11 protein-coding genes are annotated in these 12,363 nt (G+C 40.0%); 6 read left to right on the top strand and 5 right to left on the bottom strand.

Features of this window, described 5'->3' with window-relative positions; genetic code table 11:
- Positions 1 to 108: 108 nt before the first annotated feature.
- Together CWC18_RS12250 and CWC18_RS12255 are read left to right on the top strand one after the other, a co-directional pair.
- Positions 109 to 3,387, top strand: coding sequence for a TonB-dependent receptor (locus CWC18_RS12250; protein WP_138675355.1), 3,279 nt, complete (start codon positions 109 to 111; stop codon positions 3,385 to 3,387).
- Between the two features lie 224 nt (positions 3,388 to 3,611).
- Entirely contained in the window at positions 3,612 to 4,049 is a 438-nt protein-coding gene (locus tag CWC18_RS12255; protein WP_138675356.1) for a hypothetical protein, read from the top strand.
- Positions 4,050 to 5,742: 1,693 nt separating this feature from the next.
- On the opposite strand, the gene CWC18_RS12260 is transcribed toward CWC18_RS12255, so the two are convergent.
- Entirely contained in the window at positions 5,743 to 6,207 is a 465-nt protein-coding gene (locus tag CWC18_RS12260) for a MarR family winged helix-turn-helix transcriptional regulator (protein WP_249930113.1), read from the bottom strand.
- Between the two features lie 117 nt (positions 6,208 to 6,324).
- Here CWC18_RS12260 and hmgA point away from each other — a divergent pair, with 117 nt between their 5' ends.
- Together hmgA and maiA are read left to right on the top strand one after the other, a co-directional pair.
- Positions 6,325 to 7,620 carry a homogentisate 1,2-dioxygenase gene (gene hmgA, locus CWC18_RS12265; protein WP_138590312.1) on the top strand — a complete coding sequence of 432 codons (1,296 nt, stop codon included), beginning with the start codon at positions 6,325 to 6,327 and terminating at the stop codon, positions 7,618 to 7,620.
- Positions 7,621 to 7,685: 65 nt separating this feature from the next.
- A complete protein-coding gene (maiA, locus tag CWC18_RS12270; protein ID WP_138675357.1) occupies positions 7,686 to 8,312 on the top strand; it encodes a maleylacetoacetate isomerase in 627 nt (208 codons plus the stop codon).
- Between the two features lie 16 nt (positions 8,313 to 8,328).
- Here the strand turns inward: maiA and CWC18_RS12275 are convergent, their stop codons facing one another.
- Positions 8,329 to 8,559 carry a TIGR02647 family protein gene (locus tag CWC18_RS12275; RefSeq protein WP_010361810.1) on the bottom strand — a complete coding sequence of 77 codons (231 nt, stop codon included), beginning with the start codon at positions 8,557 to 8,559 and terminating at the stop codon, positions 8,329 to 8,331.
- A 124-nt stretch (positions 8,560 to 8,683) separates the two neighbouring features.
- On the opposite strand from CWC18_RS12275, the gene CWC18_RS12280 reads away from it, so the two are divergent.
- Positions 8,684 to 8,971, top strand: a complete 288-nt coding sequence (locus tag CWC18_RS12280; protein ID WP_138675358.1) for a DUF1496 domain-containing protein — start codon at positions 8,684 to 8,686, stop codon at positions 8,969 to 8,971.
- 25 nt (positions 8,972 to 8,996) lie between these two features.
- A complete protein-coding gene (locus CWC18_RS12285; protein WP_138675359.1) occupies positions 8,997 to 9,242 on the top strand; it encodes a VF530 family DNA-binding protein in 246 nt (81 codons plus the stop codon).
- Here the strand turns inward: CWC18_RS12285 and CWC18_RS12290 are convergent.
- From CWC18_RS12290 to CWC18_RS12300, 3 genes are all read right to left on the bottom strand, one after another.
- Positions 9,228 to 9,941, bottom strand: a complete 714-nt coding sequence (locus tag CWC18_RS12290; RefSeq protein WP_138675360.1) for a substrate-binding periplasmic protein — start codon at positions 9,939 to 9,941, stop codon at positions 9,228 to 9,230. The two genes, CWC18_RS12285 and CWC18_RS12290, sit on opposite strands and share 15 nt — an antisense overlap.
- Positions 9,942 to 10,094: 153 nt before the next feature.
- A complete protein-coding gene (locus CWC18_RS12295; RefSeq protein ID WP_138675361.1) occupies positions 10,095 to 11,207 on the bottom strand; it encodes an arginase family protein in 1,113 nt (370 codons plus the stop codon).
- A gap of 296 nt (positions 11,208 to 11,503) precedes the next feature.
- Positions 11,504 to 12,283, bottom strand: coding sequence for a DUF2189 domain-containing protein (locus CWC18_RS12300; RefSeq protein ID WP_138590302.1), 780 nt, complete (start codon positions 12,281 to 12,283; stop codon positions 11,504 to 11,506).
- Positions 12,284 to 12,363: the final 80 nt, after the last annotated feature.

Consider the following 12,363-nt stretch of genomic DNA (forward strand, 5'->3'; position numbering starts at 1 on the left):
TTTACTGCAACAGACTATAAAAAACTGGTAATACTTCGAAGTTACAGCTTTCTAAAGTATTCACACAGTATTTGAAATTTTAAATAACCTTACACGGGAAACAACACAATGAAAAACGTTCGCTTAACTAAAGTGGCCGGCGCTTTAGCACTAGCTCTTGGCGTATCAGTCAGTGCTTTTGCTGCTGATACTTCATCAGCAATGCGTGGTAAAATTACAACACCCATTGGTGACGCTGCTGCAAACGTTAAAGTTACAGTTATTCACGAGCCAACAGGCACAAAAAGCACATTTACAACCAATGAATCAGGTACTTTTATTGCAAAAGGCTTGCGCGTTGGTGGTCCATACCGCGTAGTGCTTGATTCAGATACTTACTCAGATACTGAGTTAGATAACATTTTCCTTGAATTGGGTGACACTCACCGTCTGATATCACAACTTCAACCGCTACAAAAAGTAGAAAAAATTGAAGTTACTGGCTACCGTTTAGTTCAACAAGCGGGTGGGTCAAGCAGTGTATTTGGCGCCGACACCATTGCGAATGTTCCGAGCTTCAACAACGATATTAAAGATGTTGCCCGCTTAAATCCGTTAGCAAGCATTAACGGCAATGGCGAACTGACAATTGCTGGCGCAAACCCAAGAACAAATGGTTTAACCGTTGATGGGATTGGCCAAAACGATGACTTTGGCCTTAATTTTGGTGGCTACCCTACGTCGCAACCGCCTGTCGCACTTGATGCCGTTGAGCAGATTTCGGTAGATTCTTCACCTTTCTCAGCTAGAAAGGGTAACTTTGGTGGCGGTACAATCAACGCAGTTACTAAGTCTGGTACTAACGAATACACCTTTACTGGCTTTTACGAAACAAGTACACCGAGCTTAGCCGGTAAAGTTGACAATATTTCTGAAGTAAAATACAAAGAAGATGTTTACAACGAAGCAGGTGATCGTATCCACCGCAGAGGTGACAATGTCCTAGATGCAGACGGCCACAAAACATACGAAACCTCAAGCACTGATCCAATTGTCACAGAAAAACGTCTTGGTTTTAGTACCGGTGGCGCAATCATTGAAGATGACCTTTTTTACTTCGTAAACTATAACTCTTGGAAACAAGAGATGGATATGGATTACGGGTTTGATGGCTCTGGTACAGCGCATGAATTCGATGTTTCAGAAAGCGATTACAACCGTTTTATTTCAACGCTTAATAACACGTATGGCCTGCAAGACAGCTTCGGTGATAATCCAGAAGATACAAGCGACAGCTTACTTGTCAAGCTTAGCTGGAACATCAATGACCTTCACCGTGCAGACTTCACTTACCAATGGCAAGACGAAGAGGAAACGAGAGGTTTTGCAACTGGCGGGTCTAAAGTTAAAATGGCTTCTCAGCGTTACCAGTACACAACAAAGTTCAACAACTTTGCAGCCAAACTATATTCAGATTGGTCTGATGACTTTTCTTCTGAGTTCGGTTTAGCTTATAAAAACGTCACTAATGATAGCCTTTCGAACAATGACTTAGGTTCTATCACAGTTTATCGTGAAGGCGGCCGTGGCGATGCTTTTGAATTTGGTCGTGACACTAACCGTCATGAAAACGAATCAGAAACCGAAACACTTGCACTGACTTTTGACGCCACTTATCTGTTTGGCGACCACGAGATTAACTTCGGTGCTCAGCTTGATAACATGCGCCTTTATAACTTGTTTGCGAGAAATTCTAGAGGCTCTTGGAAGTTTGGAAGTATCGAAGACTTTGAAAATAAAAAGCTTCATCAAGACAGAAGAGATAACTACCAGTTTACTTATGCAAATGCTTACACAGGTAACGCAAATGATCTAGCATATGATGCAACGCGTACTCAATTAGCGTTATATGTTGAAGATAAGTTTTACCCTACCGATGACTTAGAAATGACAGCTGGTCTTCGTTATGAGCGTCTATCGTCAAATGATGAACCAACATTAAACACTGCTTTCCAAAATACTTATGGCTTTACTAACCAAGAAAACTTGGATGGTGTTGATATTTTATTACCTCGTGTTAGCTTCAAGTACTACGCAACTGAATCACTAACAATTAACGGTGGTATCGGTCGCTTCCAAGGTGGTATTCCAAATGTTTGGTTTAACAATCCATTCCAAAATGATGGTATTACAAACGTAACCGCCTCTCAAAACAAAATTAATGATTATTTTTCAGGTGTTGAGCAAGTAGATTTCACGCGTGTACCTGGGCAAATAGTAGACTCTCTCGAAAAAGGTGCTGGTAGTACTAACTACACAGATCCGAACTTCGAGCTACCTTCCAGTATCCGTGCTCAGGTGGGCTTTGAATACGACTTTGACTCTGAATTGTTAGGTGATGGTTTTAAATGGAGCGCAGAACTTGCCTACCACAATAAAGAGAACGAAGCTGTATGGCGTAATACTTCAATCACACCAAAGCTTGATGAAAATGGTAACATCGTTCGCTCAGCGACTGGTCGTATCATTTATGACAATAAATACACTGGTGATTTGAAAGACAACTATGACATCATGATGACGAATGCTGAACACAATGCACGCTCAATCATCTTTTCTACAGCATTAGCTAAAGAGTGGGATAACGGCCTGTATGTTTCTGCAAGTTACACACACCAAGATGTAGAAGACGTGGCGCCGGGTAGTGCATCAACGGCCGATGGTAACTACAAACACGCTACAACGCATAGCCGTAACGTAGATCTAGTTGGACGTGGTCACTATGAAGTTGAGCATAGTTTAAAAGTTAATCTACGTTATAATGTGGAGTTATTCGAAGGTTATGCATCTAAGTTTAACGTGTTCTTTGAGCGTCGTTCAGGACGTCCATTTAGCTATACAATGGGCTCATTCCGTGATGGTGACTTTGGTGATACCCGAGATTTCAACAGTACTTCAGCTTACTTAGCTTACATCCCTACTGGTGCAGATGATGCTAATGTAAACTGGGATGAATCAGGCCTATCTTGGAGCGATCTCGAAACGCTATTAAATAGAGCCGGCATTTCTGAACGTGGCCAGCTACTCGACCGTAACACAGGCACTCAACCTTGGGTTACAACCATGGATGTGAGCTTCAAGCAAGAAATCCCTGGCTTCTACAAAGGTCATAAAGGCGAAATATATTTCATGGTTGAAAACTTCGCAAACCTGTTAAACAGCGATTGGGGTATTGAGAAGAAAATTCAATATGCAGACCAAAAACTGTATGACTTCGGTGGCTTAGATGATAACAACAAATTAATTATCGACCAGCGTTACAAAGGCTCAGATGTTCGTAACTACTCTACAATAGTTAAAGGCTCATCTGCATGGCAAGCTAAAATTGGTATACGTTACACTTTCTAATATGAATGGGTGCGCTTAACTGCGCTATTTAAGTGCACTTTTGTAACAATACACAGAATAGAGTATCTAACACGCAAATTAGATAAACTCTGAAGGCCAGCACCTGCGGGCCTTTTCCTCTTGATGGATACAGTGGTAAGTATCTATCTTTTTCGTTCTCGCTATTCTATAAAATTTTTTAGAACAGTGATCTATTTTATTTTTAATAAGGATTTTAAGAATATATGGCACCTAATAACAAATACAAAAAGATAATACATATCAGTATTATGACTGCCCTGCTGATCAGCATACCCGGTTTTACTTTGTTGAGTTTTTTAGTGGGAAATAGTAGCAAACTCTCTTTTACAAGCCTTTTTTTTGCTACCATCGCAGACCTTAGTGTTAAAGCGATTCCTATTGCCATTACTTATTTAGTCACCACTTATATAAAAAGTCAGATTGGCTATCATTTTTTAAAAGCATACCTATCGGTAACGACATTAATCATTGCTTTTTTATACTATATTTGTGTTTTTGGCACATCTCTATTTCCAACGTCAGCACTGAGTGGACTCATACTCGTTTCACCTTACGTTGTGTTGATATCAGTACCGGGGATAATTTTTGGCCTCATTTACGTTCTTTTCTTTAATAGAAAGGCAAAAATTGAGCGCGAGTAACACACCTGAAGTTTTAGGTTTTATATATTTCAACTACAATTTTAGGCGCGAGATCCCAACTTCACAATGAAATATTAAGTACCTCTCCCCAAACGTATCATTTAGTTTGAACACTTGGGGAGCTATAATATACGATAGCCCAAATACTCCAGGTAATTATTTCGCTACGCCAACGAGTAACTTTTCCAAAATCTTATTATCTAAACCTATGAAATTAACTTTATCCAAAGTAATACGTCTGTATGCTGTGTATTAATCAGTGAAATGCTTACAGATATATGCCCACAATTCTGAAATAAGTGTCTTTAACTGCTTTTGTTCATCGTAAATTTTCCTATTTCAGTTAATGGAAAGTTCTACTTATGAACTGTTTCATTTTTTTGGGGGAATTACGCCTAGGCTTATATGTGCCCTCGATGAGCACTTATCGATAATACCAACTTTAAGGTGCACAATAATACTGAATGACATACGAGAAAGGGGAGTGCAAATAATACTAATAACACATAACCGTAACAGGCCTGTACAACAGTACCACGCTACGATTGACACATAGGATTTTTAACTTCTTAGAAAATACGTATATATGCAATGCTAATTTACCACTACACATACGAAGGTCATATATGCGTATAAAACGCGTGGGCTTTACTGTCATGACTCATGCGCTTTGTTACTCAGCCTCGATTCAACAATAAAACAAATGCATTGCATTAAGAGTATATTAATACAAAACCACTGCAACCCTTCGTACTCGAACGCTATCGCAACTAGCAAAACGCCAGAGAGACTTAAGTTTAATTTATAGGAGCTCAAATTAAATGACTCTTTTTTACTATGACGATACAGCATAGCCAACAGTAATGTGCAAGCAAAAAGGTATATAAAAGTCGAAAGGTATAAATTCACTGAGTTGAAGGTCAAAAAGTACAACCATAAGTTATAGTAAGCAATAAAACCTAAGAAAGTTTGTCTAGCCGATAGCTCAAACACCTTGAACAATATAATTGGGACAAGCAAAGGCGCTATAAAAATAAAAAGTGCGTATATATTCATGTTATACCCTTCATATGGGGCACATAGCCGCCCCCCTAAATAACCATCTTAGTAGCATTGTTGCTGTGCTATATCTCCACTATACGAAACATCCTTAGATGATATGCATGGAGCAGTAAGCAATATATTTCCAAGCGTATATTCGACAACCAACATTATAGACAAGAAATGCTATTATAATTTAAATTTCATTAAGAATATCACTTAAAATTATTAAAGTATCATTTATAAAACTCAACTCCTATGCAACATTAACTCTTATGTTTTGCGGTAGCATGATAGTAAAGGGCAGACCATTTTCACGAACCTTTCACATGGCTTTAAGCCACCTCAAGACCGTTACTCGTATAATAGAGCTACATAATAATCCATTAAAGGCGTCTTAAATAGCAAACGCCCAGCATTAATATACAATCACTAATTGAGGGGGTGAAATCGCGAATGTACTTTGAACAATCTTAGGTGTATTTGACTCATCATGTCTATTAATAACTTCTAAGGGGAATACAACAAAGGCTTAAAAAGTGACTAAGACGCATTCATTCGGTTGCGCTGCCGGCTCTTTTTATAAGCTTTAACCCTTGTGCTTTTAATCTTGACGACTAAAAAATAACGATATATAACATAACGCTACGAGCTAATCTGTCGAGTCTTTAATGGCAATATAACTCGATAACTTCGAGATTAGTCCTTTTAACTGCTTTTGTTCATCATCTTGTAAGCATGACAATAGATCACTTTCCCAATTAAGTGCCATCGGCGTGATGTCTTGATATAAGGCACATCCAGTATCCGTGACCGTCACTACCATGGCGCGTTTATCGTTCTCATGTTGTGTTAACTGGATCAGCATTTTTTCTTCTAGTTGTTTTATCGCTCTTGATACCGTCGACTTATCCATATTCGCTAACTCACAAATTTGCTTTGCGGTGCTGCCCAGCCCTTGTGTATTTACAACATGTGCCAGTACCCGCCACTGGGCTTGTGTGAGCCCTCCATGAGCAATATACACGTGAGAAAAGTCCTCGCTTACTTTGCTTGATAGGGCTACAAGCTGATAAGGCAGAAATTCATTAATATTTAATAATGTCTTATTGTTCACGTATGCCACCTTTTTCCTATTTACGTACAAAATCATTTACAAGGTTAGTTTTGTGAGGTACTTGATATTACTCTCACGTGAGAGTATCTTACAGGAAAACCTACAGGAGTCGAACGAATGAGTCACGAATATCAATATTTAACTGGTTTCGGAAACCAGTTTGAATCAGAAGCCCTGCCGGGCGCATTGCCTATTGGTCAGTTTTCACCACAGAAAATAAAATACGACCTTTACGCTGAACAATATAATACCACTGCGTTCACAGCCCCCCGTGCTGAGAACCGTCGCAACTGGTTTTATCGTATTCGCCCTTCGGTTGTACAAGGTGACTATCAAGCCATAGATAATGGCTTGCTGCGTTCAGCCCCAATCACCGAGGTACCGACTCCTCCGACGATGTTACGTTGGAACCCAATCGATATTCCAAAAGAACAAACAGACTTTGTTGATGGCTTAGTAACAATGGCAGCGAATGGCAGTGCCAACAGTCAAACAGGCATTGGTATTCATGTATATGTGATCAACAAAACCATGACTGACCGTTACTTCTACAATGCAGACGGCGAAATGCTGTTCGTACCGCAACAAGGTGAATTACTGCTGCACACTGAGTGCGGCAAGTTAACCATTAAGCCCGGTGAAATTGCGGTTATTCCACGCGGCATTAAATTTAGCGTTGAGTTGTTAAATGATGAGGCACGTGGCTTTATTTGTGAAAACTATGGCCACCCTATGGTGTTACCTGAGCGTGGTCCTGTAGGCGCAAATGGTTACACCAACGAGCGAGACTTTCAGTATCCCGTTGCTGCTTTTGAAGATAAAGAAGGTGACTTTGAATTAGTCGCTAAATTTAATGGTAACTTATTTCGCTGTGATATTAGTCATTCGCCATTTGATGTGGTTGCTTGGACAGGAAATAGCGCACCCTATAAATATGATTTATCACGTTTCAACGTTATAAACACCGTGAGCTACGACCATCCAGATCCGTCAATCTTTACTGTACTGACCTCACCATCGGGTACTGAAGGCGTTGCTAACGTCGATTTTGTCATATTTCCTCCCCGTTGGATGGTTGCAGAAAACACTTTCCGCCCACCCTATTATCACCGAAATATTATGAGTGAATTTATGGGGCTAATTGAGGGGGTTTATGACGCAAAAGAGCATGGTTTCGTACCTGGGGGGATGAGCTTACATAATTGCATGTCACCTCATGGCCCTGAGGCTGATGTATTCGAAAAAGCCTCAAATGCTGATCTTGCACCACAGCGCTACGACAATACCCTTGCGTTTATGTTCGAATCGAAATATGTGATCTCACCGACCAAGTATGCACTTGAAGGTAAAGAACGTCAGCCTAATTATGCGCAATGTTGGAAGAACATTAAAAAGTACTACAAGGGCGAGTAAGCTACTACTACACTAATACTAAAACAGGCACGATTTGTCGTGCCTTGTCGTGACTAAGGACACCAATGAAACTCTATACATATTTTCGCTCTTCTGCAGCATACCGCGTAAGAATTGCACTCAACCTAAAAAATATCCCGCATGAACTCGCGGCGGTCAATCTATTAAAATCTGAGCAGCAAGCAACCCCTTACATAAATAAAAATCCACAAGGCTTGTTACCAGCGTTAGAAACAACCCAAGGTGTATTGACACAGTCTCTCGCAATATTAGAGTGGCTTGAAGAAACCCACCTCGATACCCCGCTACTACCAAGTAATAGTTGGGAAAAAGCACAAGTCCGTAGCTTCTGTTATGCCATTGCCAGTGATATACACCCAATTGATAATTTACGTGTGTTGAAATATTTAAGTGGTGAACTAACGGCAACAGATGAACAAAAAAGCACTTGGTATCGCCATTGGATAATAGAAGGCTTTAGCAGCTTAGAAGCAATACTTGGCGAGCATGATTACTGTTTTGGTGATAAGCCGAGCCTTGCCGATATCTGCCTCGTACCTCAAGTCTTTAATGCGCTTCGCTTTAAAGTAGATATGAGCCTATATCCAAAAATATCCGCTATTTATGCACGTTGTAATAGCTTACAAGCATTTATAGATGCAGCGCCAGAGAATCAACCTGACGCGCAATAGTGACCTAAATTAGGCATTATTGCAATGCACAGTGCACCTGATCAAGGTGCACAACTAAATCAAGCCCTAAATCAGTTAAGTACCCCCCATCTGGGCTATCAATCACCCCTTTATTGTACAATCGCTCAGCCGCATCTTTTAAACTTGGCTCTGCCGATTTATGTAATTTGATGCCTTGATGCATACTATTTCTTGGAAACTTTGCTAATAAAGTCAGCTCTGCCATCATGTTTTGATCAAAAGCCATTGTGATTCCCTCTTATTTTGTTTTTAATCTTATATGAAAGGTGATTAATCGTTTGTATATTACTCACACAATTAAGATTTTATCTACAATCATAGTAAGATTAGACAAATCTCGGAGTTATGCCATGAGAAATTTAACTTTAACCGCCTTTACTGTCATGCTAACTGCACCAGAGCTCCTTGCACTTGATACCAATCATGAAAAGTCTGTGTTTATAGACCAACCAATGAATGTATGTTGGTACCAAGGTCAACAATACAGTGAGGGGTCTATCATAAAACAGTTCGATATGTTATTTGCATGTGCTAAAAAACACCCTAGAAAAAATAGTCATTCATTGGTATGGGTAAAAGCCAATGCGTCAGGTGTACCAATAAAACTGGACCCTGAACGCACAATACGCGTAAAATAAATGATTTAGAATGTTAGGGTAAATCATGAGTCAAGAGCAGCCAAAAAATCCACTTCACGGTATTAAATTAGAGGATATTTTAATCAAGCTAGAGGATCATTTAGGCTGGAAGGCAATGGGAGAAGATGTTGATATTCGATGTTTTACACATGATCCAAGTATAAAATCGAGCCTAAAGTTTTTAAGAAAAACCCCTTGGGCGCGTGAAAAAGTAGAGCAGTTATATCTAGATACATTCCACAGTTTTGTGTGGCCTTCAATCAAAAAGTAACGACTCGTTCAGCAATGCTTTATACGCATTGCTGATCTTATCTATGGTATCTTTTTCTACCTGCTTATTACATGCAAAGTATAATTGAGCACCCTGATTTTTTAGCGTAAACACTTTTTTAAGTTGTTTGGTAAAAGGGTCTTTTAATGCTCGAAAATCAAACTGAGCATCGTTTAGTATCACTAAGTCTAGCAGACCTTTGCGAGTTTCTAACAATTCAAATACTCTATCAAAGCTTGAAAGCATCACTAGGTGTTCATCCTCAGAAAACCCTCTAGCTCGCAAATACTGATGGCTGTAGTTATTTCTTATCACCCCTGTTTTATAGTTTTTCGCATCATTAAGTGAGCTTACATCAATGTGCTCCGATTTTAGTCCGTAAAACGAAGTGGTAAAGTGGGCTATCGGAAACACCCAGGTAAACAAAGACTCTCGGGTTTTAGAACGCCCCGTTGAAAAAATACAGGTATTCGGGTCTCGCAAAGCAGCAATATAGGAAACCGACCACTGATTGACGCCCAATGTATAATTGATATTAGCGCGTTGCAACACGGCTTTGACTTTATCAACAGCAGAGCCCACCAGTTCACCTTGTTCATAATACTGAAAAAGCGGGAAGTCTTCCGTCACAATATTGAGCTTGCTGGCAAAAGCGCTACTAGAAAATACACTCAGTAGCAGTAAAAATCCTATATACATTCATGAGGCTTCGTTGTTTGTCCCTTAAGAAATATAGCGTAAAAATAAGCAATTACAATCAATATAGCGTAAGTAGAAAACTGAATAAGGGGAAATTAAGGAAGAAAAATGGCAGAAAGCGAAGCATACACTCCGCTTTTATCTCATTTGGTATTAACTATTATTCATCGCGTCTATTAAGAAAGCAGAAATCTTAGCACCTTCTCTTAGTGTTGTCTCAGAGCTAGACTGCCCAACCAATGAACTATCTGTAAATGGGGCTATTTCCATCATATCAGCACCCGTAATTGGAAATTCAGCACGTAACGCTGTCAATATTTCTAATGCTTCATCGGGAGTCATACCATTCCCTTCAGGCGTACCAGTTGCCGATGCAAACTCTTCATCTAACGCGTCAATATCAAAACTCACATAGAGTTCGTCTACGTTATCGGCTTTCAATTGCGCTATTACCTGCTCAACAATCGCAGATGTACCTTGCTCACGAATTTCGTGTGCCCAGTGCTGTTTTACACCAAACGTTGATTCCCAGTGCGACTTATCTTTGCCGCTAGAACGAATACCAAACTGAATTAAATGATGCGGTGCTGGTAGGTACTCCAAAACATGCGTACACCAAGAACCAAAGCATAGATCAATTCCCAAACGCTCTACGAGTAAGTCTGTATGCGCATCGAAATGAATAATAGCCGTGCGCTTACCCAGATCACGCTTTGCTTTCAAATACGATTTAGTCAATGGGTAGCTGATTGAGTGGTCACCGCCAATACCAAATATCCCTTTATCTGGGTACTGCTGATAAAACCCGTCACAGACGTCTTCAGTGATAGATAGTGGAGAAACATAGTAGTCACTAGTCGGGTTTTGATACAACGCTTTCTGACAGTTACTTATTGTTGCCTCATTTAAGTATTTATCATGCAGCAAGTGAGGAATCACCCGCACATCACCTAAGTCAAAGGCGCTCACATGAGGCTGCTGTTCAATTAGAGTTGAACGTAAAAATAACGGTCCCCAGTTTGCACCACGTAAAATCCCGCCACCACAGTCTGACGCAATCCCTAAAATTGCAGCCTTATGCTCTGAGGACGAAATATTTGTTAAAGACGCTTTCCAAATTGCGTCAACACCTTCAGTTTGTCCGTAGAGTTTAGTTCTTAAAGCATCTTTACGTTCTTTGGCTGTATTAACGGTAAATACGCCATCTCCTGGTGGGCACAAACAATGCTCTAGTTTCTCTTGAAGTTGTTGTTTTGTGATCGTCATATCGTCCTCCGGGTAAATTATCTTTGCATATTCATGCGAAAAATGATGAGTCACGTTTTTTGCATGAAGTCCTGTTTACGTCGCTTTCCATGAGTAGGCATAAATTATCAAAAACCATTATAAAATTTAAAAATCAATAGTTTAGTGGTAAGAGAATTTGCATTATTTAGATGCGAACGCAAGCAGAAGTGCTTTAATCGAGAGGTATATCATGCCAAGAAAGAAAGTCAACCATAGCGAAAATTTAAACAATAGACGCTATGGTTTTATATGCATTGAGGCTGCATAGTTAGGTATTACTCATAGCCTCGAGCTTTTTTAGTTTTAATAATCGCAATGTACCCGTGCCAGCTGGCATAACTTAATAGAGGCATGATCACAATAAACCCTGCTGCACCTGTTGCAAAACCGATTATAACCAAACCGACAATCAGTACCCCCCAAACAAACATAGCATGCGCATTTGTTTTCACTGCGTGAATGGACGATACAACAGCAGTCATAATGTCAACACGCCGTTCCATCATAATTTGTGGTGTAAACGCTGATATCGCAAAAACGACCGCCATTAATACACCACCAACAATACTTCCCAGCGTTAAAAAGGCAGAAAGCTGTTCAAAAGTTGGATCTGGAACATTAGGGTATAGAGCATGGATCAATGCGGCCAAACGCATCCAAACAATCATGATAACCATAAGCAAAATCGCAAAGCCCCACTCTCCTGCAGGATTTCTAAACATCGACTTTAAACTATGGGTAAGTGTCGGCTTGTGGCCTTTTTCGAGCTCCCAGGCAACATCATACAAACCAGACGCAAAAGCAGGTCCTATTAGAGCGAATGCCACTGCGGCGGGTAAAATAACCAAATGCGTACCAGAATAAAAAACGAGGTACATTATTGAAGCTGGAATTATTGTAAAAACTAGGCCATATATCAGACTGAGCATAGGTGCACTGGCAATGTCTTTAAACGCAAGCGCTAGCCAGTGAAAAGGAGCGAGAGTCCCTACTTTGTTACTTTCGAGACATCGAGCAAATTCAGTGTGTTTATCTAGTGACGGTGATGCAGGCATAACTCTTCCTCATTATTGCATTACTTAAGGTTTAGAAGAACAACTTTAAAGTTGCAAGCTAATAACCTATTCTGAGTTAA

Origin of the sequence: Pseudoalteromonas aurantia (assembly GCF_005886875.1) — a bacterium.
Classification (GTDB): domain Bacteria; phylum Pseudomonadota; class Gammaproteobacteria; order Enterobacterales; family Alteromonadaceae; genus Pseudoalteromonas; species Pseudoalteromonas aurantia_A.

Excerpts from the sequence above, each read along its gene's own strand:
- CWC18_RS12255 (WP_138675356.1), top strand. The coding sequence starts at position 3,612 with ATGGCACCTAATAACAAATACAAAAAGATAATACATATCAGTATTATG.
- CWC18_RS12275 (WP_010361810.1), bottom strand. The coding sequence starts at position 8,559 with ATGGCTTTTGATCAAAACATGATGGCAGAGCTGACTTTATTAGCAAAG.
- CWC18_RS12250 (WP_138675355.1), top strand. The coding sequence starts at position 109 with ATGAAAAACGTTCGCTTAACTAAAGTGGCCGGCGCTTTAGCACTAGCT.
- CWC18_RS12290 (WP_138675360.1), bottom strand. The coding sequence starts at position 9,941 with ATGTATATAGGATTTTTACTGCTACTGAGTGTATTTTCTAGTAGCGCT.
- maiA (WP_138675357.1), top strand. The coding sequence starts at position 7,686 with ATGAAACTCTATACATATTTTCGCTCTTCTGCAGCATACCGCGTAAGA.
- CWC18_RS12295 (WP_138675361.1), bottom strand. The coding sequence starts at position 11,207 with ATGACGATCACAAAACAACAACTTCAAGAGAAACTAGAGCATTGTTTG.
- CWC18_RS12300 (WP_138590302.1), bottom strand. The coding sequence starts at position 12,283 with ATGCCTGCATCACCGTCACTAGATAAACACACTGAATTTGCTCGATGT.
- CWC18_RS12280 (WP_138675358.1), top strand. The coding sequence starts at position 8,684 with ATGAGAAATTTAACTTTAACCGCCTTTACTGTCATGCTAACTGCACCA.
- hmgA (WP_138590312.1), top strand. The coding sequence starts at position 6,325 with ATGAGTCACGAATATCAATATTTAACTGGTTTCGGAAACCAGTTTGAA.
- CWC18_RS12285 (WP_138675359.1), top strand. The coding sequence starts at position 8,997 with ATGAGTCAAGAGCAGCCAAAAAATCCACTTCACGGTATTAAATTAGAG.